General features: G+C 65.7%; 21 protein-coding genes. 18 read left to right on the forward strand and 3 right to left on the reverse strand.

What is annotated here, in order from left to right; genetic code table 11:
- The first annotated feature begins 14 nt into the window (after positions 1 to 14).
- The 5 genes from tldD (at position 15) to Ga0609869_RS15010 (ending at position 6840) form a co-directional block, all read left to right on the forward strand.
- Positions 15 to 1436: a metalloprotease TldD gene (gene tldD / locus Ga0609869_RS14990; protein WP_125403737.1), complete on the forward strand. Its 1422-nt coding sequence runs from the start codon at positions 15 to 17 to the stop codon at positions 1434 to 1436.
- A gap of 123 nt (positions 1437 to 1559) precedes the next feature.
- On the forward strand, positions 1560 to 2720 hold the full coding sequence (gene dprA / locus Ga0609869_RS14995) for a DNA-processing protein DprA (RefSeq protein WP_498073158.1): 1161 nt from the start codon (positions 1560 to 1562) through the stop codon (positions 2718 to 2720).
- 114 nt (positions 2721 to 2834) lie between these two features.
- Entirely contained in the window at positions 2835 to 5336 is a 2502-nt protein-coding gene (topA, locus tag Ga0609869_RS15000; RefSeq protein WP_125403738.1) for a type I DNA topoisomerase, read from the forward strand.
- Positions 5337 to 5502: 166 nt separating this feature from the next.
- Entirely contained in the window at positions 5503 to 6198 is a 696-nt protein-coding gene (locus Ga0609869_RS15005) for a CoA transferase subunit A (RefSeq protein WP_125403739.1), read from the forward strand.
- A gap of 12 nt (positions 6199 to 6210) precedes the next feature.
- The gene (locus Ga0609869_RS15010; RefSeq protein WP_125403740.1) at positions 6211 to 6840 is read left to right on the forward strand and encodes a CoA transferase subunit B; all 630 of its coding nucleotides are present in this window, start codon (positions 6211 to 6213) and stop codon (positions 6838 to 6840) included.
- A 105-nt stretch (positions 6841 to 6945) separates the two neighbouring features.
- On the opposite strand, the gene Ga0609869_RS15015 is transcribed toward Ga0609869_RS15010, so the two are convergent.
- The gene (locus tag Ga0609869_RS15015; RefSeq protein WP_125403741.1) at positions 6946 to 7341 is read right to left on the reverse strand and encodes a hypothetical protein; all 396 of its coding nucleotides are present in this window, start codon (positions 7339 to 7341) and stop codon (positions 6946 to 6948) included.
- Positions 7342 to 7642: 301 nt separating this feature from the next.
- On the opposite strand from Ga0609869_RS15015, the gene Ga0609869_RS15020 reads away from it, so the two are divergent.
- Positions 7643 to 8956 (forward strand): FAD-binding protein, encoded by a 1314-nt coding sequence (locus Ga0609869_RS15020; protein ID WP_125403742.1) that lies wholly within the window; start codon positions 7643 to 7645, stop codon positions 8954 to 8956.
- Positions 8953 to 9690, forward strand: coding sequence for an SDR family NAD(P)-dependent oxidoreductase (locus Ga0609869_RS15025; protein WP_125403743.1), 738 nt, complete (start codon positions 8953 to 8955; stop codon positions 9688 to 9690). Before Ga0609869_RS15020 ends, Ga0609869_RS15025 begins: the two co-directional genes overlap by 4 nt.
- On the opposite strand, the gene Ga0609869_RS15030 is transcribed toward Ga0609869_RS15025, so the two are convergent.
- Positions 9687 to 11123, reverse strand: coding sequence for a UbiA family prenyltransferase (locus Ga0609869_RS15030; protein ID WP_125403744.1), 1437 nt, complete (start codon positions 11121 to 11123; stop codon positions 9687 to 9689). The genes Ga0609869_RS15025 and Ga0609869_RS15030 overlap by 4 nt on opposite strands.
- Entirely contained in the window at positions 11123 to 11956 is an 834-nt protein-coding gene (locus Ga0609869_RS15035; RefSeq protein ID WP_125403745.1) for a lytic transglycosylase domain-containing protein, read from the reverse strand. Before Ga0609869_RS15035 ends, Ga0609869_RS15030 begins: the two co-directional genes overlap by 1 nt.
- Before the next feature lie 360 nt (positions 11957 to 12316).
- On the opposite strand from Ga0609869_RS15035, the gene Ga0609869_RS15040 reads away from it, so the two are divergent.
- The 11 genes from Ga0609869_RS15040 (at position 12317) to Ga0609869_RS15090 (ending at position 22514) form a co-directional block, all read left to right on the forward strand.
- Positions 12317 to 12502: a Flp family type IVb pilin gene (locus Ga0609869_RS15040; RefSeq protein WP_170168769.1), complete on the forward strand. Its 186-nt coding sequence runs from the start codon at positions 12317 to 12319 to the stop codon at positions 12500 to 12502.
- 239 nt (positions 12503 to 12741) lie between these two features.
- On the forward strand, positions 12742 to 12924 hold the full coding sequence (locus tag Ga0609869_RS15045) for a hypothetical protein (protein WP_125403746.1): 183 nt from the start codon (positions 12742 to 12744) through the stop codon (positions 12922 to 12924).
- Between the two features lie 155 nt (positions 12925 to 13079).
- On the forward strand, positions 13080 to 13916 hold the full coding sequence (gene cpaB / locus Ga0609869_RS15050) for a Flp pilus assembly protein CpaB (protein ID WP_125403747.1): 837 nt from the start codon (positions 13080 to 13082) through the stop codon (positions 13914 to 13916).
- A gap of 215 nt (positions 13917 to 14131) precedes the next feature.
- Positions 14132 to 15562 (forward strand): type II and III secretion system protein family protein, encoded by a 1431-nt coding sequence (locus Ga0609869_RS15055; RefSeq protein WP_125403796.1) that lies wholly within the window; start codon positions 14132 to 14134, stop codon positions 15560 to 15562.
- A 5-nt stretch (positions 15563 to 15567) separates the two neighbouring features.
- The gene (locus Ga0609869_RS15060) at positions 15568 to 16194 is read left to right on the forward strand and encodes an OmpA family protein (RefSeq protein ID WP_125403748.1); all 627 of its coding nucleotides are present in this window, start codon (positions 15568 to 15570) and stop codon (positions 16192 to 16194) included.
- 201 nt (positions 16195 to 16395) lie between these two features.
- The gene (locus Ga0609869_RS15065; protein WP_125403749.1) at positions 16396 to 17637 is read left to right on the forward strand and encodes a CpaE/TadZ family protein; all 1242 of its coding nucleotides are present in this window, start codon (positions 16396 to 16398) and stop codon (positions 17635 to 17637) included.
- Between the two features lie 19 nt (positions 17638 to 17656).
- Positions 17657 to 19093 (forward strand): TadA family conjugal transfer-associated ATPase, encoded by a 1437-nt coding sequence (locus Ga0609869_RS15070; protein ID WP_125403750.1) that lies wholly within the window; start codon positions 17657 to 17659, stop codon positions 19091 to 19093.
- Positions 19094 to 19095: 2 nt separating this feature from the next.
- Positions 19096 to 20064, forward strand: a complete 969-nt coding sequence (locus Ga0609869_RS15075) for a type II secretion system F family protein (RefSeq protein WP_125403751.1) — start codon at positions 19096 to 19098, stop codon at positions 20062 to 20064.
- A gap of 11 nt (positions 20065 to 20075) precedes the next feature.
- Positions 20076 to 21065 carry a type II secretion system F family protein gene (locus Ga0609869_RS15080; protein WP_125403752.1) on the forward strand — a complete coding sequence of 330 codons (990 nt, stop codon included), beginning with the start codon at positions 20076 to 20078 and terminating at the stop codon, positions 21063 to 21065.
- Positions 21066 to 21081: 16 nt separating this feature from the next.
- The gene (locus Ga0609869_RS15085) at positions 21082 to 21630 is read left to right on the forward strand and encodes a tetratricopeptide repeat protein (RefSeq protein WP_438826891.1); all 549 of its coding nucleotides are present in this window, start codon (positions 21082 to 21084) and stop codon (positions 21628 to 21630) included.
- 26 nt (positions 21631 to 21656) lie between these two features.
- Positions 21657 to 22514: a tetratricopeptide repeat protein gene (locus Ga0609869_RS15090; RefSeq protein WP_125403754.1), complete on the forward strand. Its 858-nt coding sequence runs from the start codon at positions 21657 to 21659 to the stop codon at positions 22512 to 22514.
- The last annotated feature ends 3 nt before the right edge of the window (positions 22515 to 22517 follow it).

Below are 22517 nucleotides of genomic sequence, written 5' to 3' on the forward strand. Positions count from 1 at the left end.
ACTACGGAGCCCCCATGAGCCAACCGCCCTTCCGCCCCTTCGACCTCCAGATCGACCAGCAAACCGCGCTTTCGGTGCTGCGCGAGGCCACCCATGGCGCGGAGGACGGCGAGCTGTTTCTCGAACGGCGGCGATCCGAGGTGCTGGCCTTCGACGACGGGCGCGTCAGGACGGCCAGCTATGACGCGTCCGAAGGGTTCGGGCTGCGCGCGGTCAAGGGAGAGGCCGCGGGTTACGCCCATTCCACCGAGATTTCCGAGGCCGCGCTCAGGCGCGCCGCCGACACCGCGCGGCTGGCCGTGGGCGATGGCGGCGGCACGCTTGCCGACGGCCCCCAGCCGACCAACCGGCGGCTTTATACCGATGCCGACCCGATGGCCGGCGCCGAATTCGGGGTAAAGCTGGAAACCCTGCGCGAGATCGACGCCTTCGCCCGCGAGCTTGACAAGCGGGTGGTGCAGGTCTCGGCCACGCTCGCGGCATCCGTGCAGGAGGTCTATATCCTGCGCCCCGACGGGCAGCTCTTGCAGGATACGAGGCCGATGAGCCGGCTCAACGTCTCGGTCATCGTCGAAGAAAACGGCCGCCGGGAATCGGGCAGCAGCGGGGCCGGCGGCCGGGCCGGGCTGACCGGGCTCATCGCCCGCGACCACTGGGAGGGCGCAGCGCGCGAGGCGCTCAGGATCGCGCTGGTCAATCTCGAGGCCGAGGCCGCGCCCGCCGGCGTGATGGACGTGGCGCTGGGCGCCGGCTGGCCGGGCATCCTGCTGCACGAGGCCGTGGGCCACGGGCTGGAGGGCGATTTCAACCGCAAGGGCAGCTCGGCCTTCGCCGGTCTGATGGGCCAGCAGGTCGCCTCGAAAGGCGTGACCGTGCTGGACGACGGCACGATCCCCGACCGGCGCGGCTCGATCAGCTTCGACGACGAAGGCACGCCGAGCGGCAAGAACGTGCTGATCGAGGACGGCGTGCTGGTGGGCTACATGCAGGACCGTCAGAACGCGCGTCTGATGGGCGTGGCCCCCACTGGCAACGGTCGGCGCGAAAGCTTTGCCCACATCCCGATGCCGCGGATGACCAACACCTACATGCTGTCGGGCGAGGCCGATCCGGGTGACGTGGTGGCCGAGGTCCAGGACGGCATCTATGCCGTCGGCTTCGGCGGCGGGCAGGTCGACATCACCAACGGCAAGTTCGTCTTCAGTTGCACCGAGGCCTACCGGGTGAAGAACGGCAAGATCGGCGCGCCGGTCAAGGGCGCCACGCTGATCGGCGACGGGCCCACGGCGCTGAACCGGATTCGCGCCATCGGCAACGACATGGCGCTCGACCCGGGCATCGGCAATTGCGGCAAGGCCGGTCAGTGGGTGCCGGTGGGCGTGGGCCAGCCGACGCTGTTGATCGGCGGGCTCACGGTGGGGGGCGCGGCGGCCTGACCGCCCGGCTTGGTCGCTCTTCATGGGCTCCCGCCCGCTCTGCGGCCCTGGCCGATCCGCGTTCACCAATCGTTAACCATCTGCGCCCAAGACTCGTCCGAGGATGAGCGGAGCCGCGCGGCATTGCAGAAGAATTCTTCAACACACACCCTCGCACCACCCACAAGGGAGGATTCCCTGGTCGCGTGGCTGCGCCTCATCCGCTCGCGCCGTGTCGGCGCGAGCACCTTTTTCCGGCTGATGGCCGAGCATGGCAGCGCCGAGGCGGCGCTCGATGCGCTGCCCGGCATCGCGCGGCAGGCGCGGGTGGCCGACTACGCCCCCTGCCCGGCCGACGACGCACGGCGCGAACTCGACGCCGGGCGCGCGGCGGGCGCCCGGCCACTGTGTTTTGGCGCGCCCGACTACCCCGCCGCCCTGGCCGACCTCGGCGACGCGCCGCCCGTGCTGTGGGCGTTGGGCCGGGCCGACCTCGCCCAGCGCCCGATGGCCGCGCTGGTTGGCGCGCGAAATGCCTCCAGTCTTGGCACGCGCATGGCCCGCGCGCTGGCGCTGGGGCTGGGCAAGGCCGGGTTCACCGTGGTCTCGGGCCTGGCCCGCGGGATCGACCGCGCCGCCCACCTGGCCGCGCTGGAAACCGGCACCGTGGCCGTGCAGGCCGGCGGGATCGACGTGATCTATCCCACCGAGAATGCGGGCCTCGCCGCCGATATCGCCGAAACCGGACTGCGCCTGTCCGAACAGCCGCCGGGGATGCAGCCGCAGGCGCGGCATTTTCCCCAGCGCAACCGCATCATCTCGGGGCTGTCGCGCGCCGTGGTGGTGGTCGAGGCCGCCGCGCGCTCGGGCAGCCTGATTACCGCGAAGGCCGCGCTCGACCAGGGGCGCGAGGTGCTGGCGGTGCCCGGCCACCCGTTCGACGCGCGCGCGGCGGGCTGCAACATGCTGATCCGCGACGGCGCCGTCCTGGTGCGCGGGGCCGAGGACGTGTGCGAGGCGCTGACCGGGCAATTGCCCTTGCCGGTGCCCGACCCGGCGCCCCCCCCGCGCCCGCGCATCACCGAGGTGCCCCGCACGCCCCCCTCAGCACGCCGCGCGCCGGCCGATACCGCAACGCTGCATGCCGAGATCCTGTCGCGCCTCGGTCCCTCGCCGCTGGCCGAGGATCAGCTGATCCGCGATCTTGCGCTGCCCGCCGGCCATGTCGCCCCCGCGCTGGTCACGCTGGAGTTGGACGGCCGCATCCAGCGCCAGGCCGGGGGCCTGTTGTCGCGCCAGGGCTGAGGCCCGCCCGGCCCGACGGTCGAAGGTGCCGCCACGGGCGGTGCATTGACATTCGCCGCCCGCCCCCCACATCTTCCGCCGCCATGGGCCTGAGCCCGAGTCGAAAGGAATTCCATGCCGGTCGTTGTCGTCGAGTCGCCTGCCAAAGCCAAGACAATCAACAAGTATCTGGGCTCCGACTACACCGTTCTCGCCTCTTACGGCCATGTACGCGACCTGCCGCCCAAGGACGGATCGGTCGATCCAGAGCATGATTTCGAGATGCTATGGGAGGTCGGCACCGACTCGCGCAAACATGTGAAGGCGATCGCCGACGCGCTGAAAGACGACAACGCGCTGATCCTCGCCACCGACCCCGACCGCGAGGGCGAGGCGATTTCCTGGCACCTCGAAGAGGCCCTGAAAAAACGCCGCGCGATCAAGAAGGACACCCCGGTCAGCCGCGTGGTCTTTAACGCGATCACCAAATCCGCCGTCACCGAGGCGATGAAAAACCCCCGCGCGATCGACGAGCCGCTGGTGCATGCCTACCTCGCGCGCCGCGCGCTCGACTACCTCGTGGGCTTCAACCTCTCGCCCGTTCTGTGGCGCAAGCTGCCCGGCGCGAAATCGGCGGGCCGCGTGCAATCGGTCTGCCTGCGGCTGATCGTCGAGCGCGAGATGGAGATCGAGGCGTTCCGCCCGCGCGAATACTGGTCGGTCAAGGCGGTGCTCTCCACCCCACGTGGCCAGACCTACGAGGCCCGGCTGACGCTTCTGGGGGGCGACAAGCTCGACAAATACGACATCGCCAATGAGACCGCGGCGGAACTGGCCGTGCAGGCGATCAACAGCCGCGACCTCAGCGTCGCTTCGGTCGAGGCCAAGCCCTCCAACCGCAACCCGGCGCCGCCGTTCATGACCTCGACCCTGCAGCAGGAGGCCAGCCGCAAGTTCGGCTTCGGCGCGCGCCAGACGATGCAGGCGGCGCAACGCCTCTACGAGGCCGGGCACATCACCTACATGCGGACAGACGGCATCGACATGGCGCCCGAGGCGGTGATGGCCGCGCGCGACGCGATCAAGGACCGTTACGGCGCGGACTACGTGCCGAAAAGCCCGCGGATGTACAAGAACAAGGCCAAGAATGCGCAAGAGGCCCACGAATGCATCCGCCCCACCGACATGACGCGCGACGCGGGCAAGCTGAAGCTGACCGATGACGACCAGCGCAAGCTTTACGACCTGGTCTGGAAACGCACGCTTGCCAGCCAGATGGAGGCCGCACGGCTGGAACGTACCACGGTGGATGTGATCAGCGCCGACGGCCAGGTGGGCCTGCGCGCCACGGGCCAGGTGGTGCTCTTCGACGGGTTTCTCAAGATCTACGAGGAGGGGCGCGACGATGTTGTGGTCGACGAGGACGACAAGCGCCTTCCGCAGATCGCGCAGGGCGAGCCCGCGCAGAAGCAGAGCATCACGCCCGAGCAGCATTTCACCCAGCCGCCGCCGCGCTATACCGAGGCGACGCTGGTCAAGCGGATGGAGGAACTCGGCATCGGCCGGCCCTCGACCTATGCCTCGATCGTCACCACGATCCAGGACCGCGGCTATGTGACCAAGGACAAGAACCGCCTGATCCCCGAGGACAAGGGGCGGCTGGTGACGGCCTTCCTGTCCAACTATTTCCGCAAATACGTAGGCTACGAGTTCACCGCCAATCTTGAGGACGAGCTCGACGACGTCTCGGCCGGCGAACGTGAATATCTCGACGTTCTGGGCCGGTTCTGGAAGGATTTCTCGGCCGCCATCGCCGAAACCGCAGATCTGCGCATCACCGAGGTTCTGGAAAAGATCGACGAGGTGCTGGCGCCGCACCTTTATCCGCCGCGCGAGGACGGCACCGACCCGCGGATCTGCCCCAAATGCGGGGCGGGCCGGCTGAACCTCAAGACCGCGCGGTCGGGCGGGGCGTTCATCGGCTGCTCGAACTACCCCGAATGCCGCTATACGCGGCCCCTGTCGGCCCCGAACGGCGAGGACGCGTCCGAGTTGGACGGCAAGGTGCTGGGCCATGACGGCGACGACGAAATCACCTTGCGCGTCGGTCGCTTCGGGCCCTACGTCCAGCGCGGCGAACCCACCGAGGAGGCCCCCAAGCCGCCCCGCGCCAGCCTGCCCAAGGGCTGGGCGCCCGAGGAGATCGACCTGGAAAAGGCGCTGATGCTACTCTCGCTGCCGCGCGAGGTGGGTACCCACCCCGACGACGGCGAAATGATCGAGGCCGGCATCGGGCGCTATGGCCCCTACGTCAAGCATGGCAAGAAATACGCCAACCTCGCCGATGTGGACGAGGTGTTCACCGTGGGCATGAACCGCGCGGTCGAAGTTCTGGCCCAGAAGAAAACCCGCGGTCGCGGCACGACGGCCAAGCCGATCAAGGAGCTGGGCGAGCACCCCGAAAAGGGCGGCGCGGTCAACGTGATGGACGGCCGCTACGGCCCTTACGTGAAGTGGGACAAGGTCAACGCGACGCTACCCAAGGGGGTCGACCCTGCCGACGTGACCATGGAGATGGCGGTCGGGATCATTGCCGAAAAAGCCGCCAAGAAGGGCGGGCGCAAGAAGAAGAGCTGAGCCCGCCGGGCCCACCGTTTGGCGTGAAAAGGTTGGCGCGCGGCCTGCCGCATGGGCGGCACAGGCGGCGTCTCACGCCCCCGGCCGCGGCAGACGCGCCGCACTTGATTGACAGCGCCCGGCCCCTTCGCCACAACTCCCGCAACGGTCCAAATGGGAGAGGTCCATGCAAAAGATATACGGCAGCGCGACCGAGGCGCTCGACGGGCTTTTGTTCGACGGCATGTTCATCGCCGCCGGCGGGTTCGGGCTTTGCGGCATTCCGGAACTGCTGATCGACGCGATCAAGGAGGCGGGCACGAAGGATATGACCTTCGCCTCGAACAACGCGGGCGTGGACGATTTCGGCATCGGCCTGCTGCTGCAGACCCGGCAGGTGAAAAAGATGATCTCGTCCTATGTCGGCGAGAATGCCGAGTTCATGCGGCAGTACCTGTCCGGCGAGCTCGAGCTGGAATTCAACCCGCAAGGCACGCTGGCCGAGCGGATGCGCGCCGGCGGCTGCGGCATTCCGGGTTTCTACACCAAGACCGGCGTCGGCACCCAGATCGCCGAAGGCAAGGAACACAAGGAGTTCGACGGCGAGACCTACATCCTGGAACGCGGGATCGTCGCTGACCTGTCGATCGTCAAGGCGTGGAAGGCCGATACCACCGGCAACCTGGTGTTCCGCAAGACCGCGCGCAACTTCAACCCGCCGGCGGCGATGTGCGGCAAGGTCTGCGTGTGCGAGGTGGAGGAAATCGTCGAGCCCAAGGACCTGGACCCCGACAACATCCACCTGCCCGGCATCTTCGTGCACCGCCTGATCCAGGGCGAGCACGAGAAACGGATCGAACAGCGCACCACCCGCGCGGCGTAAGGGAGAAATAACATGCCTTGGGACCGCAACCAGATGGCGGCGCGCGCCGCTGAGGAACTGAAGGACGGGATGTATGTCAACCTCGGCATCGGCATTCCGACGCTGGTGGCCAACTATATCCCGGACGGCGTGACAGTCACGCTGCAATCGGAAAACGGGATGCTCGGCCTCGGCCCCTTCCCGATCGAGGGCAGCGAAGACCCCGACCTGATCAACGCCGGCAAGCAGACCATCACCGAGCTGCCGCATTCGGCCTATTTCGACAGCGCCACCTCCTTTGGCATGATCCGTGGCGGCAAGATTGCCATGGCGATCCTGGGCGCGATGGAGGTTTCGGAAGAGGGCGACCTGGCCAACTGGATGATCCCCGGCAAGCTGGTCAAGGGGATGGGCGGCGCGATGGACCTTGTGGCCGGCGTGCGCCGAGTGGTGATCGTGATGGATCACACCAACAAGCATGGCGACAGCAAGCTTTTGAAAGCCTGCACCCTGCCGCTGACCGGCACCGCCGTTGTCGACCGGATCATCACCAACCTCGGCGTGCTCGACGTGGTCGAGGGCGGGCTGAAGATCGTCGAATGCGCCGAGGGCGTCACCGAAGACGAGATCCGCACGGCCACCGAGGCAGCCATCGTCAACTGACCCCTCAAACGACATGCGCGCCGGAGATGTGTCTCGCCGGCGCGCGTTTCGTGTCTTGGGAAGGGGCGGGTAGTGGCGCGCCCCTTCGCTGTTTTCTCCGCATGATCAGCTATTCGGGCCGTCGCGGTGGTCGCCAAGCGCATCGAGGATCTGCGCCGCGCGGGCATTCGCGTGGCTTTGCGTCGACATGAAGACGCGCGACGTGTCGTCCTCGGCGAAGACCCGGTCAATGCCGTCGTCGCTGCCCATGGCGATGGATTCGAAGATGCGCTCGGCCTCGTCGTTCGCGGCGCTGGTGCTGGACACGGTGTATTCCTTGGGCGTGCCGAAGTAGACGCGGGCGTCGTTGCCGGTCTCGTTGGCGGCGGCCTTCAGGCGGACCAGCTGGGTGCCGGTGTACTGGCCTGCTTCCACGCCGAGTTCGCGTTCGAGTTGCGACTGGGCCATCGCGGGGGCGGCCAGGGCGAAGACGGCGGCAGTGCTCAGGATAATGCGTTTCATGGGTGTATCTCCTTTGGTTTGGTTGTCGGTTCAGTTGGGCTGTTGCGTTGCCCGTGTACCGAAGATGCGCCCTCACCCACCTCACATCAACGCACACAAACGAGAGAAGGCCGCGAGATGGGTTCGTGGATGCACAGTTTGTGTGGCGCACGTTTCGTTGAGCCCCCTTGCGCCGGGGCACCCGGCCACCGGCGGTGCGAAATTGTCGCCAAATTCGAAACAGCATCATATTGATGCCCTATTCCGTTGCTATCGCGCGGATGACAAACACCACCGAGCAGACAGATCCGCGAGTCACGACATGCAATGGAAAACCGCTGAATATGCGGGCTGGGGCCGGGCGTATCGCGCCCATGGCCCGCTGGCCCGCCCCGAGCGCCTGTCGGCGCTCGCCGCCGCGCTGGCCGAACCAGGCCCCGCCATCGGCAACCGCCGCTCTTACGGCGACGCCGCGCTAAACGATGGCGGCGCTGCGATCGAGATGACCCGGCTCGACCGGTTTCTCGGCTTCGACGCCGAGACCGGCACGCTGGATGTCGAGGCCGGCGCCACCATCGGGCAGATCGCCGAGGCCTTCGCGCCGCGCGGCTGGCTGCCCGCGGCGATGCCCGGCACCGGGTTCGCCACCGTGGGCGGCTGCATCGCCAATGACGTGCATGGCAAGAACCATCACGGGGCGGGCAGCTTTGGCCAGCACGTGACGGCGCTGACCCTGATGACCGGCAACGGCCCGCGCGAGGTGACGCCCGAGGCCGACGCCGCTCTCTTTCGCGCCACGGTCGGCGGCATGGGCCAGACCGGCCCCATCGTCTCGGCCAGGCTGCGGCTGATCCCCTGCCCCGGCCAGCGTGTGGTGGTCGAGGAAAGCCGCGTTCCCGACCTCGGCACGTTTCTCGACCGGCTCGACGGATCAGAGGCCACTTATGCGGTCGGCTGGATCGACGCGCTGGCCCGCGGCAAGCACCTGGGCCGCGGCATCCTGGAAGAGGCGGAACTGGCCGAGGGCCCCCGCCCGGGCCCCGAGAAGCGCGCGAAATCGGTGCCGCTCGATCTGCCCGGCGCGCTTTTGTCCTGGCCGGTGGTCAAGGCGTTCAACGCCCGCTACCTGCGGCGCATCCCCGACACCGGGCGGCGCAGCAAGAAGCAGATCAACGACTTCTTCTTTCCGCTGGACGCGGTCCACGACTGGAACCGGCTATACGGCAAGCGCGGCTTTCACCAGTTCCAATGCGTCGTGCCGGTCGAGGCCAGGGACGCGCTGCGCGAGATCCTGACGCGCATCGCCAAATCGGGCCTCGCCTCGCCTCTGGCGGTTATCAAGCGCATGGGGCCGGGGCGCGGCGGGATGATGTCCTTCCCGATGGAAGGCTACACGCTGGCCGTGGACATGCCCAACCGCGCCAAGGCCGCGCCGCTGATCGCCGCGCTCTCGCGCATGGCGCAAGAGGCCGGCGGGCGCATCTACCTGGCCAAGGATTCGGTGGCCGAACCGGCGGTCGTGGCCGCGATGTATCCCGAACTGGACGCCTGGCGCGCCGAGGTGGCCAAGGCCGACCCCGAGGGCCGGTACCAGACCGACCTGGTGCGCCGCCTGCAACTGAGGAGCCCGGCATGAGCGAAACCTGGATCATTCTCGGCGCCAGCTCGTCGATGGCGCGCGCCTTTGTCCGTGCGGTGGCCGAACGGGGCGACAGCGTGCTGCTGGCCGGGCGCGACATGGACGACATGGCGCGCAGCGCGGCCGACGCCCGCACCCGCGGCGCGCCGCTGGCCGAACCGGTCTTTTTCGATGCGCGCAAACCCGACAGTTTTACCCCCATCCTCGACCGCGCCCAGGCGGTGGAAGGCCCGGTCTCGGCCGCGGTCTTCGTGGGCTCGATGCCGCCGCAAGACGAGATCGACGCCGACCCCGGCCTGATCGAAGGCGTGGTGAGCGACAGCTTCTCCGGCCCCGCCCGGTTTCTGCAGTCGTTCGCGCCGCTGATCGAGGCGCGCGGCGCGGGCAACGTGGTGGGCGTGGCCTCGGTCGCGGGCGACCGCGGGCGCATCGGCAACTATGTCTACGGCGCCGCCAAGGCGGGATTTGCCACTTACCTTTCGGGGTTGAGAAACCGGTTGACCCGCGCCGGCGGCCATGTGGTGACGGTAAAGCCCGGCTTTGTCGACACGGCGATGACCTGGGGCATCGAGGGGATGTTCCTGGTGGCCCCGCCCGAGGCGGTGGCGCGCGACATCCTCAAGGCCGTCGAGAAAAAGCGCAACGTGATCTACACGCCGATCTTCTGGCTGGGCATCATGACGATCATCCGCGCCATCCCAGAGCCGATCTTCAAGAAGATGTCGATCTAGAAGCCGAACCAGCGCTGCCACAGCCCCGCGCCGTAAAACATCAGCGACAGGGCAAAGCAGATCAGCCCGATGCCCAGCTTGTCGCGCAGGGCGAATACGATCGGGTCGTAATCCTGCTTGCCCTGCCAGCCCAGCACGACCATGCGGATCAGCCAGATGGCCAGCGGCACCAGCGCCACCCACAGCAGCCAGCGCGTGGGATAAAGAATGTGCGCCTGCTCGGTGAAGCTGTAGCCGAAAAAGGTCAGCAACGCGCCGACGATGCCAAGGCCGGCGACGTTGAGCAGATCCTCGCGGTCGGGCCGGCCATAGCCGCGCCCCGGCAGGCGCTCGTCCGTGGTGGCCAGCGCCAGCTCCGTCAATCGCTTGACCGCTCCAAGCGTCAGGAAGACCGGGTAGACGAAGACCAGCATGAAAACCGACACATCCACCTTGGAGGCCACGGCGCCCGCCACCACGCGCAGGGTGTAAAGCGCGGCCAGCGTGGCGATATCGACCCAGCGCATCCGCTTTAGCCGCAGCGAATAGGCCAGCGACAGCGTCATGTAGAGCGCGACGACGCCCAGCATCGCCGCGCCCAGCGCGGCCGCGATGCCGAGCGCGACCAGGGCAAGGCCCAGGCTGGCCGCCATGCCCACCTTGATGGGGACGGTCCCGGCCGCGAACGGACGGCGGCATTTGGTGGGGTGCAGCCGGTCGGCCTCGAGGTCGAGCAGGTCGTTGACGATATAGATGCACGAGGCTGCCGCCGAAAACGCCACCATTCCCGCCAGGACCAGCAGCACCGTGGCCACGCCGAAATCATGCGCGGCCAGCATCGGCACGAACAACAGCACGTTCTTGACCCACTGATGCGGCCGCAGCGCCCGCGCCAGGTCGCGCCAGTGCCAGCCGGTAGAGATCTGCTCGACCGGATGGCCCGCGGCGCGCAGCCCCGAGGCGATCTGGGGATGTGCGCCGACGATCAGCGCGCGGTCGGCACGTTCCCACACCGCGCGGTCGGCCACGTTGTCGCCGGCATAGTCAAATCCGCGCTCGCCATAGGCGGCCACCAGCGCCGCGCCCTTGGCCGCGCCCTTGAGGTTGGTCTGCCCGTCCGAGGCAAAGCTCTGCGCGCTCAGCCCATGGGCGGCGGCCAGCCGCTCGACGAGCTGTCCGTCCGAGGCCGAGGCCAGGACCACCTCGCGGCCCTCGGCGCGGGCGGCCTCGACGCGGGCGGCCAGTTCGGGATTGAGCGGCAGCAGGTCGAAACGCGGCGGTGCGATCTCGGCCAGCGCGCGCTTGAGCGCGGCGCGGTCATGGATGTTGCGCGCCACGGCCCCCAGCGTCGCCAGGGGCGCGCGGTGCAGCCCGCCCCAGAACGTCTCGAACAACAGATCGGTGCTGAGAAAGGTGCCATCGACATCCAGCACCAGCGGTTTGCAGGCCGACATCATCCCGCTCCTATCACGCGAAACACACAACCGTCGCTGATAAGCTGGGGCGGGGTGATGCACAGCCCCCGGCTGACCTGCCAGGCGGCCAGGACCTTGGGCACGTAATCGCGCGTCTCGGCATAGGGCGGCACGCCGCCATGTCGCTGTACCGCGCCCTCGCCCGCGTTGTAGCCGGCCAGCACCAGCACCGGGTCGCCGCCGAAATTCTTCATCAGCCAGTCCAGATAGGCCACACCGCCGGCGATGTTCTGCGTCGGGTCGGTGATGTCGGTCACGCCGAACCGCTTGGCCGTCGCCGGCATCAGCTGCATCAGCCCGGTGGCGCCCTTGGGGCTGACGGCCCGGGGCCGCCCGCTGCTCTCGATGCCGATCACCGCCAGCACCAGCGCCGGCGAGACCTTGGTGCCCACGGTGGCGCGCAGGATGTCGGTGCCATGCAGCCGCGCGATGTCCTGAAGCGCCTGCAGGCGCGGCGCCGGCACCGCGGCCCCCGCTGGCCCGGTCGACAACGCGTTCACCGCAAGCTCCAGCCGGGCCGGGCCCAGCCGGCTTTCGCCCCGGCCGACCGCGTCCCAGTACCAGGCGAAACGGCCGATCGGCGATGCGGGGGCCTCGGGCGCGGCCTGGTCGGGCTCTGCGGTGTCGTCGGTGGCGGGGGGCTTGGGTGGCGGCGCGGGGCGCGGGGCGATCTGCACGGTGATACGCTTTTGCCCCGGCTTGGGCAGCCCGACACGCTTGAAGGTAAATTCCGGGTACGGCGGCGGCTCGGCACCGGCCGCGCCCGCGAGAGCCATGGCTCCGATGACTGCGATTGCGAAGCGCCGCTTCATGCGGTGACTGCCCTGCCTCGACCTTTGTTGTGGATCTTGTCGCAAAAATCGTCGGAAAAGGCCAGCGGGAAGGGTTCGAATCGCGCGATTCCGCTGCGATCTGTGCGCTTCAGCCACCGCGAAAAACGAAAAATTTACGATCTTTTCATTTTTTTATCGTTAAAAAACATACGCTTAATTTGATTTTTCTGATTTGCGGGCGTGCAACCAAAAATGCCAAGCGCAGGCCAAACTCTCGCCCCATTCAAACGGGATATTTCAACCATGCCAAGGCGGGGATCGGCCCAAACAAGAGACGGGCCACATAGAACCGAAGAGGCAAGACAGAGCGAGCTAACGGACCTACTGGAGGGATACCAAATGAAACTGTTCAACATGCTCAAGAATTTCCGGAACGACGAATCCGGTGCCGTGACCGTCGACTGGGTGGTGCTGACCGCCGCCATCGTTGGCCTTGGCATCGCTGTTCTGGCGACCGTTGAAACCGGCGTGAACACGCTGGCCACCAACATCAGCTCGGAAATCGCCGGCATCACCGTCAACTAATCTTTTGACGGCCACCGGTATTTCGGAACCGACTGACAGGCCGCGCCCCTCGGGGCGCGGCCGCCTCTTTTGAAGGCCCCGAAACACGTTCGGCGGGAAACCGCGACGCACGCGAATTCCACAAGCGGAACAACCTCCGGCCACATTTTAACGTGATATTTGCGTTAGGCGGTGGGAGAGACCGTCCGCAATAGCCGGCCGGTCATGGATCGAGGCCCTTATTTGATGGGAGTACCCTTATGAAGGATACTGCAAAAAAATTCGTCCAGGACGAAGACGGGGCGGTGACGGTCGACTGGATCGTGCTTACCGCATTCGTCGTCGGCATGGCTCTGGCGGTGGTGGCGATCTTCGTCCCCGGCCCCACGAACATCGCATCGAACATCAGCAACGCGATTGCCGGCATCACGGTCGTCGACTGACCGCGGCGCCATTTGTTTCCAAAAATGCGAAAATCCTTGGCGTCGCCTTAGCCTGTCCACGTTTTCGCCGCAAAGCCGGACAAGGATGATCTCGATGCAAAAGTGTCGGCCCGTCGCCCAGAGCGGGGCTGGACCAAGCAAGGGAAGGGTTCAACATGCGATTGCTGTTCGGGTTGGTTCTGATTGCGGGCCTTGGGCTTGCAGGCTTTGCCGTCTACATGGCGCAAGGCTACATCTCGGAATATGAAACCGCTTTGGCGCAGGAACGCGCCCAGCGCGCCAAGCAGGTCAAGTTGGTCGACATCTACGTGACCGACCGGCCGCTGCGCTACGGCGAGCAGTTCACGCTGGACGATGCGCGCCTCGTGCGCTGGCCGGCCGACGCGCTGCCCGAAGGCGCGTTCAGCAAACAAGCGGAGCTGTTCCCGGAGGGCAAGCCGGCCTTTCGCACCGTACTGCGCGCGATGGAGAAGAACGAGCCGCTGCTCAAGGTCAAGTTGACCGAGCCGGGTGCCGAAGCCGGCATCACCTCGCGCCTGACCAAGGGCATGCGCGCCTTTGCCATCAAGGTGGACGTGGCGACCGGCGTGTCGGGCTTCTTGCGGCCTGGCGACCGCGTGGACGTTTACTGGACCGGCAATTCCGGCGGTGGCAGCGTGACCAAGCTGATCCAGACGAAGATGCGTCTGATCGCGATCGACCAGACCGCCGACGAGGACCGCGCAAGCCCCGTCATCGCGCGCACCGTCACGGTCGAAGCCACACCCGAGCAGGTCGCGGCCCTGGCCCAGGCGCAATCGACCGGACGCCTGTCGCTGTCGCTGGTCGGCGCCGATGACAACGAAGACGTCGCCGGCGTCGAGATCGACCAAAACCGCCTGCTGGGCATCAAGCAAGAGGTGCAGGTGGTCGAAGAAAAGGCCGAGGAATGCTCGATCCGGACGCGCCGGGGTGCCGAGGTGGTGGAAATTCCGATCCCCTGCACCAACTGACCCCGAAAATACCGAACGATCCGCCGCGCGCGCCCTTCACGGGGCGCGCGCTTGGCTTAGTGGCGTGTGCCTCTCCGGCTCGGGTGTTGCGGCATGTCCACAGGCAGGCCGAGTCGCACAGGCTTGATTGTTGCAATAAAATGCGAAGTACCGCATGCTCTCGAACAACGGGCGAACAGACCCGACATGAGGCGTGGTCGGAAAGGCAGGATCACATGAGCATTAAGAAGTTGTTCGCGGCGGGCCTTTTGGGTGTAGCCGTGGTTGCGACACAGGCGGGTCCGACCTCGGCCGAAACTCTTCGGGTGATGAGCGGGGCCCCGTCAGGTAAGCTGAACGTTCCGATGAACCGCGCGGTCGTCGTCGAAAGCGACGAGGTCTTCGCCGAATTGTCGATCTCCAATCCCGCGATCGCGGACATCTCCACGCTTTCCGACCGGATGATCTACGTCCTGGGCAAGTCGCCGGGGCGGACGACGCTGACCCTGCTGGGCCCCGATGGCCAGCTGATCACCAACGTCGAAGTCCGCGTCACCCCAGATCTCAGCGAGTTGAAAGAGCGGCTGCGCGAGGTGCTGCCCGGCGAGTCCATCGAGGTGCGCGCCGCGAATGACGGCATCGTTCTGTCTGGCACCGTGTCTTCTGCCGTGGTGGTCGACCGGGCACTTGATCTGGCCGGACGTTACGCTCCAGAGCGTGTCGCCAACCTGATGACGGTCGGCGGCAGCCAGCAGGTCATGCTCAAGGTCCGCTTCGCGGAGATGAACCGCTCGGTCCGCAAGAGCCTCTCGGCCAGCCTCGCGGTCAACGGCACCGGCGACGGCGGCAACATCGGCTATAACGGCGGCAACGGCACGTTCATTTCGGGCGACAATTTCGGCAACATCTTCGACGGGGACGCCACCACCGGGCTCGAGCTGCAAAGCGGCACCCAGGGTGCGTTCACCTTCGGCGTCGGCGCCGGCAGCATGGAATTTGCCATCCTCCTGGAAGCCCTTGAAACAAAAGGTTTTGTCCGCACGCTGGCGGAGCCGAACCTGACCGCCCTGTCCGGCCAGAATGCCGAGTTCCTGGCCGGGGGCGAATACCCTGTGCCGATCACGGACTCGGACGGCCAGGTCACGGTCGAGTTCAAGCCTTTCGGCATCCAGCTCGAATTCACGCCTCGCGTGGTCGGCAAGAACATCAACCTGCGCATGAGCGCAGCGGTCAGCGGAATCGACACCAACAACAGCTACTCCGACGGCAACATCACCATCTCGGGCTTCTCGACCCGCAGCACGGCCACCACGGTCGAACTGCGCGACGGCGAAAGCTTTGCCATCGCGGGCTTGCTGCAAGACGACTTCCGGAGCCTCAACAGCCAGGTGCCCTGGCTGGGCGACGTGCCGATCCTGGGCGCGCTGTTCCGCAGCTCGGAATACAACCGCGAACAGAGCGAACTGGTGATCATCATCACCGCTCACCTCGTGTCGCCGACCCGCGGAGAGGCGCTTGCGATGCCGACCGACAGGGTACGGCCGCCCAGCGAGTCCGAACTGTTCCTCTTCGGCAAGGTCGCCGGCCGCGATGGCCGCCTACCCGGCGCCGCCGGCGAAGTGGCCCGGCAGGAATTCAGCGCCCCCTACGGCTATGTGATGGAGTAAGAGAGATGCGCGGCCCCCTTGTTCTACTGTCCGTCTCGGCTCTCGTCGCTCTGGGGGGGTGCAATCCCGCAGCGATCAACGCCCCTGCCGGCAGCACCCTCGATAGCGGCGATTTCGGCAATGCCACGATGAACAACACCCTGGTAATGAACGGCGAACGCGATGCCGTCATCAGCCTGTCACGCCGGTTCGCCGCCGAGGCGCCGACCACCATCAATTTCGACTTCGACAGCGCCGTTCTGGACGGGACAGCCCAGGCGGCACTGGCCCGCCAGGCCGAATGGATCGCCCAGTACCCCTCGGTCCGCTTCCGGGTCTATGGCCATACCGACAAGGTCGGCTCGAACAGCTACAACAAGCGCCTCGGCCTGCGCCGGGCGCGGGCCGCCGTCAACTACCTTGTCAGCCGGGGCATTTCGCGCAGCCGGCTAGAGGCCGTGGTCTCCTACGGCGAGACACAGCCGCTGATCGTCACCGAGAACCGCGAGCGGCGCAACCGCCGCACCGTGACCGAGGTTTCGGGCTTCCTCAAGCGCAAGCCGCTTGTCCATGATGGCAAGTACATGCAGCGCACCTACGAGGAATACGTCGACAGCGCGACCGAGCTTCACGCCATCGTTGGCGACGAATAATTAATCGCGCCGGAAAGGCGCGATCTTCCAACAATTTTGGTTTTTGGGCCGTAATGTTGCCCAACTTGAAAGCCACCTTTCTCCAGAGGCAGCAACGCGTGTGACACCGAGTCGCGCGCTGGCATCCGCCCCGCCAGGACCCGCAATTTCGCGCGGTCCCGCGCGTCCGCGGCTGTCTGCAAGGAGAAGGAAGAGTGGCATATGGCGAGTAACGCAGCGATCCAGTCGGACCCCGCCCCCATCGTCGCCTGTACGGTTTCGCGCGACGTGCAGAGTTTCGAGCTATTGATCGAAGACATGGAGGCCGAGCTCGGCGAAAATTGGGGCGATCTATCCTTCGACGACGCCACCGTCTTTTTGACACAGCCCGATGCGCAAGAGCTGGAGTTCATGGCCATCGCAGTGGATCAGGAGGACGAGGAGGTCCTGTCGACGATCTGCGACCTGGTGAAGACCGCCAAGGAACACAAGGTCAAGGTGATCTTGATCGCCGACGAGCTGAGCCCGATGGCGTTGCACCAACTGTTGCGGCTGGGCGCCGAGGATTTCGTCCCCTACCCCCTGCCCGAGGGCGCGCTGCACGAGGCGATCGAAAAGCTGCGCCGCGCGCCGGCGCCAAATCTGCAGCCGGTTCCGACCGGGCTTCCGGGCCACCCCGCGGGCGACCGCGAAGGCGTGGTTCTGCCGGTGCATGGCCTGGCCGGGGGCGTGGGCACCACGACCTTTGCCGTCAACCTCGCCTGGGAGTTGGCGAATGCCGACAAGAAGGAACCGCCGGCGGTCTGCCTGATCGATTTCGACCTGCAGTTCGGTGCGGTGTCGACCTATCTCGACCTGCCCCGCCGCGAAGCCGTGTTCGAGTTGCTGTCCGATACCGGCGCGATGGACAGGGACGTCTTCATGCAGGCGCTGCAGACCTTCAACGAACGTCTGCACGTGCTGACCGCGCCGGCCGACATTCTGCCGCTCGATCTGATCGGGTCGGAGGACGTGAACGCCATCATCGACGTCGCACGCGCGAATTTCGATTTTGTCATCGTCGACATGCCGTCGACGCTGGTGCAGTGGACCGAGACGGTCCTGGCGCAGGCGCAGATCTACTTCGTCCTGCTCGAACTCGACATGCGCTCGGCCCAGAACACGCTGCGGATGATCCGCGCGCTGAAAAGCGAGGATCTGCCGCACGAGAAGCTGCGCTTTGCGCTGAACCGGGCGCCGAGATTCGCCGATCTGTCGGGCAAGAGCCGCGTCAAGCGGATGGCCGAGAGCCTGGATATCGACATCGAGATACTGCTGCCCGAAGGCGGCAAGATGGTCAGCCAGGCCGGCGACCACGGCATGCCCCTGTCCGAGACCGCGGGCAAGATGCCGCTGCGCAAGGAAATTCAGAAACTCGCGGTGCAGCTTTATGAACACGCCCGTGAGGCCGAGGCCGCCGGCTGAGTAAGGAGGGGGACCCCCAATGTTCTCGCGTTACAAGAAAACCGGCACCGGCCCGGCCCAACTCGCCGACGGACCGACCGCCCAGGCCGCGGTGCGCGAAGCCGCGCCGGAAACCATTCGCCGCCCGCCCTCGCAGCAGATTTCGCCGGCCCGCGCGGAAGCCGTCGACAAGGAACGCAAGCGCAAGCAGCGGCTGGCCGACATCAAGAACGAACTGCACAAGCGGCTTTTGGAGGACCTGAACCTCGCCGCGCTCGAAACCGCGTCGGAGTCCGATCTTCGTTCCGAAATCCAGGCGATCAGCGCTGAGGCGCTGGATGAGATGAGCGTCGTCCTGAACAAGGAAGACCGCCAGACCCTGCACCAGGAACTGTTCGACGAGGTGATGGGCCTCGGCCCGCTCGAACCGCTTTTGAAGGACGACACGGTCAACGATATCCTGGTGAACGGCCCGCAGCAGATCTTTATCGAACGCTCGGGCAAGCTGGAACTCAGCAACATCACCTTCAAGGACGAAAAGCACCTGCTGCGGATCATCGACAAGATCGTGTCGGCCGTCGGCCGGCGTGTCGACGAATCCACCCCCTATGTCGACGCCCGCCTCGCCGACGGCTCGCGTTTCAACGCGATGGTGCCGCCGATCGCGGTCGACGGCAGCCTGGTGTCGATCCGGAAATTCAAGAAGGACAAGCTGGCGATCGACGACCTGGTGAAATTCGGCGCCTTTACAGAAGAAATGGCCGCCTATCTTCAGGCTGCGGTGGCCTGCCGGCTGAATGTCATCGTCTCGGGCGGTACGGGTTCGGGCAAGACGACCACGCTGAACGCGCTGTCGTCCTTCATCGACAACTCCGAGCGCATCCTGACCATCGAGGACACCGCGGAACTTCAGCTTCAACAGACCCATGTGGGCCGGATGGAAAGCCGCCCCGCAAACGTCGAGGGCCGCGGTGCGGTCAGCCAGCGGGACTGTCTGAAAAACGCGCTCAGGATGCGCCCCGACCGCATCATCGTCGGCGAGACGCGCGGCGAAGAGGTCATCGACATGCTGCAGGCGATGAATACCGGCCACGACGGCTCGATGACCACGATCCACGCCAACAACGCGCGCGACGCGGTCAGCCGCCTTGAGAACATGATCGCCATGGCCGGCATTGAAATGCCTCTCAAAGCGGTTCGAAGCCAGGTCGCAAGCGCTGTGCACCTGATCGTGCAGGCCAGCCGCCTACAAGACGGCTCGCGCCGGATGGTGTCGATCACCGAAATCACGGGCATGGAAGGCGACGTCATCTCGATGCAGGAAATCTTTCGCTACGAGCGCCTCGGCCTCGCGCCCGACGGCAAGATCATCGGCCGCTTCAACGCCACCGGTGTGCGCAGCCACTATTCGGAACGTTTCCGCCAATGGGGCTACGACCTTCCGCCCTCGATTTTCGAACCGATCACAGGGGACTGATCATGGAAATTGGAATTGAGCCGATCATTTACGGCCTGATCTTCGTCGCAGTCCTCGCGTTGGTCGAGGGCCTTTACCTGACCGTCTTCGGCAAGTCGATCAGCCTCAACAACAGGGTCAACCGCCGGCTGGAGATGCTGGAAAAGGGTATCGACCGCGAACAGGTGCTGGAACAACTCCGCAAGGAGATGAGCCAGCACATGAACGCCAAGGGCATCCCGCTCTACGCGATCCTCGCCGACAAGGCGCAAAAGGCCAATATCGCCTTCTCGCCCAAGGCACTCATCATGGTGATGCTGCTGCTCTCGGCGGTCGCCTTCATGGGCCTGACCGTGGGCACCGCCGCCTCGCTGCCGGTGCGCGCGCTGGTTGCCCTCGTCATGGGTTTTGGCGGTGTCTATGTCTGGATCAACAACAAGGCCAAGAAACGTCTCGGCCTGATCGAGGAACAGCTTCCCGACGCGGTGGAACTGATGGTGCGCTCACTTCGTGTGGGCCACCCTTTTTCCTCTGCTGTCAACATCGTGGCCAAGGAGGTGCCCGACCCGCTGGGCTCGGAATTCGGCATGATCGCCGACGAGGCCGCCTATGGCCGCGACGTTTCGGAAAGCCTGAAATCCCTGGCCGAGCGGATGGACATGCAGGATTTGCGCTTCCTCGCGGTGGCCGTCACCATCCAGCAGCAATCGGGCGGCAACCTGGCCGAGATCCTCGCCGGTCTGGCCAAGGTGATCCGGGCGCGGTTCAAGCTGTTCCGCAGGGTCAAGGCGATCACCGCCGAGGCGAAATGGTCGGGTATGTTCCTGTCGGGCTTCCCGATCGCGGCAATCCTGATGATCAACGTGATCAAGCCGGACTACTATGACGAGGTGAAAACGACCGCGGCCTTCATTCCCGCGGCGATCATCGTCGGCGTGTTCCTCGTGGCCAACGTGATCTTCATGAAGATCATGGTCAATATCAAGGTTTGAGGCCCAGAGAGATGGAATTCATAAACGAAATCAACGCCATCCTGACCGATAACTTCGGCGAGATGGGCCCGCTCTACGCCGCCGGGCTGCTGGGCGTGTTGCTTATCCTGCTGTCGCTGCCGACGCTTCTGAAAAAGCAGGTCGATCCGCTGGACAAGCTCAAGCGCGACATCCGAGCCGATGCCGCGCGAAACGTTGCCGACCCCGGCAAGAGCCTGCGGCCGCGCTCGCGCACCGAAAAGCTGGACAGGTTTTCGACCTTCCTTGAGCCCCAGGACGAGGAAGAGCTGTCAGCCGCAAAGCTGAAGCTGCTGCAGGCCGGCTATCGCTCCAAGGCGTCGGTGCGCATGTTCCACTTTGCCCAATTGGCCCTCGGCCTGGGCTTTCTCGGCCTCGGCATGCTCTTTGCGGTCATCAAGTCGGCCACCGGCGACGTCACCACGCAGATGATCGTGCTGTCGGTCGTCATCCCCGGCGCGGCGGGCTATTATCTTCCGAAATACTGGGTCGAGCGACGCCTGCAATCGCGCCAGCAGGAAATCATCGAGGGCTTTCCCGACAGTCTCGACATGATGCTGGTCTGCGTCGAAGCGGGCCAATCGCTCGACCAGTCGATCATCCGTGTGAGCAAGGAAATCCGCGCAGGCTACCCCGCGCTGGCCGACGAGTACGAACTGGTCGCGCACGAGATGAAGGCCGGCAAGGAAAAGGTGCAGGTGCTGAAGGACATGTCAGAACGCTGCGGCGTGGCCGACGTGTCGTCCTTTGTCACCGTGCTGATCCAGTCGACCACTTTCGGCACCTCGATCGCCGAGGCCCTGCGGGTCTATGCCGGCGAAATGCGTGACAAGCGCGTGATGCGCGCCGAGGAAAAGGCAAACACCTTGCCGACCAAGCTCACTCTGGGCACGATGATGTTCACGGTTCCGCCGCTGATGATCATCCTGATCGGGCCCTCGATATATGATATCTACACGACCCTCAGCACCTCGAATTTCTAAGGCGCTGGGCCGGCCCCTGCGGGTCGGGTTGATATTTCTGGTGGCCGCCTGTCAGCCGACGGGCGGCCTTTCGCCGCTCTACGAGGGCCCGCCGCCGCCGCCCGGCACGCCCGAGGTGCGCGAGGCCGTCGACGGGCTGGTCGTGGGCCACCGCCTGATGGCGGCGGGCGAATACGAACTGGCGCTCAAGGCCTATCTGCGCGGTGCTGCCGAACACGGCCTCACGGTCGACGTGCTCTCGGCACTGGGCTCGGCCAATCTGCGCCTCGGCCGGCTGGGCCAGTCCGAGGATCTGTTGCGCCGCGCGATCGATGCCGATGACAGCTTCGTACCGGCCTGGAACAATCTCGGCGTCGTGCTGATGGAAACCGGCGAATACGGCGAGGCGAGGCGCGTGTTCCGCACCGCCTACGGGCTGGACAACGGGGCAAGCGACGAAATCCGACAGAACCTGCGCTTGGCTATCGCAAAAACCGAAAATCCTGCCTATTATGAGCCAGAACAAAAAAACTTCGAGCTCATGAGGCGAGGAAACGGCAGGTATCTGCTTTTGTCCGCGCCGTAGCAAGAGAGCAGCAGAGGACGCAGGCAATGCGACACCCCGTCTTCCTCACGCTGTGCGTGTCCAGCGCATTTGCGCTATCGGCATGCCAGAAGGCTAACGAGGCCGAGGTCGAGCGCGCCGTTCAGGACGTTATCGCCTCCGACGAAAACAGCATGAACGCCATCATGATGACGGTGGCCGACCCCAACGAGGCGGTCGCCTATTTCAAACGCGAATCCGCCGAACAGCCCAACCGCATAGATTTCAAGCGCGGCCTTGCCCGCTCGCTGATCCGCGCGCGCCGCTACACCGAGGCCACCTCGGTCTGGAGCGACGTCATCTCCCATCCCGAGGTGACCAACGAAGACCGCGTGAACTACGCCGACGCCCTGATCCGTTCGGGCAACTGGGACCGGGCCGAGGCGGTGCTCGACACCATTCCGCCCACCCACGAGACCTACAACCGCTACCGCCTCGAGGCGATGGTGGCCGATGCCAACAAGGAATGGAAGCGCGCCGACAGCTTCTACGAAACCGCCGTGGGCCTGACCACGCGGCCGGCCGCCGTGATGAACAACTGGGGCTATTCCAAGCTGACCCGGCGCGATTTTTCCGGCGCCGAGCGGCTGTTTACAGAGGCGATCACCTATGATCGCGATCTCTTCACCGCCAAGAACAACCTTGTCCTGTCGCGGGGCGCGCAGCGCAACTACCAGATGCCCATCCTGGAAGTCAGCCAGATCGAGCGCGCGCAGCTTTATCACACGCTGGCGCTCGCCGCGATCAAGAACGGCGATGTGGCCATCGGCAAGGGCCTCTTGGAAGAGGCCGTCGATACCCACCCGCAGCATTTCGAAGAAGCCTCGCGCGCGCTTGCCGCGCTACAGGCCAACGTGACCAACTAGGCC

Origin of the sequence: Rhodovulum iodosum (assembly GCF_041020385.1) — a bacterium.
In the GTDB taxonomy this organism is placed as follows: domain Bacteria; phylum Pseudomonadota; class Alphaproteobacteria; order Rhodobacterales; family Rhodobacteraceae; genus Rhodovulum; species Rhodovulum iodosum.

Coding starts and splice junctions, on each gene's coding strand:
- Ga0609869_RS15030 (WP_125403744.1), bottom strand. CDS start 11,123: ATGTCGGCCTGCAAACCGCTGGTGCTGGATGTCGATGGCACCTTTCTC.
- Ga0609869_RS15055 (WP_125403796.1), top strand. CDS start 14,132: ATGAGCATTAAGAAGTTGTTCGCGGCGGGCCTTTTGGGTGTAGCCGTG.
- Ga0609869_RS15060 (WP_125403748.1), top strand. CDS start 15,568: ATGCGCGGCCCCCTTGTTCTACTGTCCGTCTCGGCTCTCGTCGCTCTG.
- Ga0609869_RS15005 (WP_125403739.1), top strand. CDS start 5,503: ATGCAAAAGATATACGGCAGCGCGACCGAGGCGCTCGACGGGCTTTTG.
- topA (WP_125403738.1), top strand. CDS start 2,835: ATGCCGGTCGTTGTCGTCGAGTCGCCTGCCAAAGCCAAGACAATCAAC.
- Ga0609869_RS15015 (WP_125403741.1), bottom strand. CDS start 7,341: ATGAAACGCATTATCCTGAGCACTGCCGCCGTCTTCGCCCTGGCCGCC.
- Ga0609869_RS15070 (WP_125403750.1), top strand. CDS start 17,657: ATGTTCTCGCGTTACAAGAAAACCGGCACCGGCCCGGCCCAACTCGCC.
- Ga0609869_RS15025 (WP_125403743.1), top strand. CDS start 8,953: ATGAGCGAAACCTGGATCATTCTCGGCGCCAGCTCGTCGATGGCGCGC.
- Ga0609869_RS15090 (WP_125403754.1), top strand. CDS start 21,657: ATGCGACACCCCGTCTTCCTCACGCTGTGCGTGTCCAGCGCATTTGCG.
- Ga0609869_RS15010 (WP_125403740.1), top strand. CDS start 6,211: ATGCCTTGGGACCGCAACCAGATGGCGGCGCGCGCCGCTGAGGAACTG.
- Ga0609869_RS15045 (WP_125403746.1), top strand. CDS start 12,742: ATGAAGGATACTGCAAAAAAATTCGTCCAGGACGAAGACGGGGCGGTG.
- Ga0609869_RS15040 (WP_170168769.1), top strand. CDS start 12,317: ATGAAACTGTTCAACATGCTCAAGAATTTCCGGAACGACGAATCCGGT.
- Ga0609869_RS15020 (WP_125403742.1), top strand. CDS start 7,643: ATGCAATGGAAAACCGCTGAATATGCGGGCTGGGGCCGGGCGTATCGC.
- tldD (WP_125403737.1), top strand. CDS start 15: ATGAGCCAACCGCCCTTCCGCCCCTTCGACCTCCAGATCGACCAGCAA.
- cpaB (WP_125403747.1), top strand. CDS start 13,080: ATGCGATTGCTGTTCGGGTTGGTTCTGATTGCGGGCCTTGGGCTTGCA.
- Ga0609869_RS15075 (WP_125403751.1), top strand. CDS start 19,096: ATGGAAATTGGAATTGAGCCGATCATTTACGGCCTGATCTTCGTCGCA.
- Ga0609869_RS15080 (WP_125403752.1), top strand. CDS start 20,076: ATGGAATTCATAAACGAAATCAACGCCATCCTGACCGATAACTTCGGC.
- Ga0609869_RS15035 (WP_125403745.1), bottom strand. CDS start 11,956: ATGAAGCGGCGCTTCGCAATCGCAGTCATCGGAGCCATGGCTCTCGCG.
- Ga0609869_RS15065 (WP_125403749.1), top strand. CDS start 16,396: ATGGCGAGTAACGCAGCGATCCAGTCGGACCCCGCCCCCATCGTCGCC.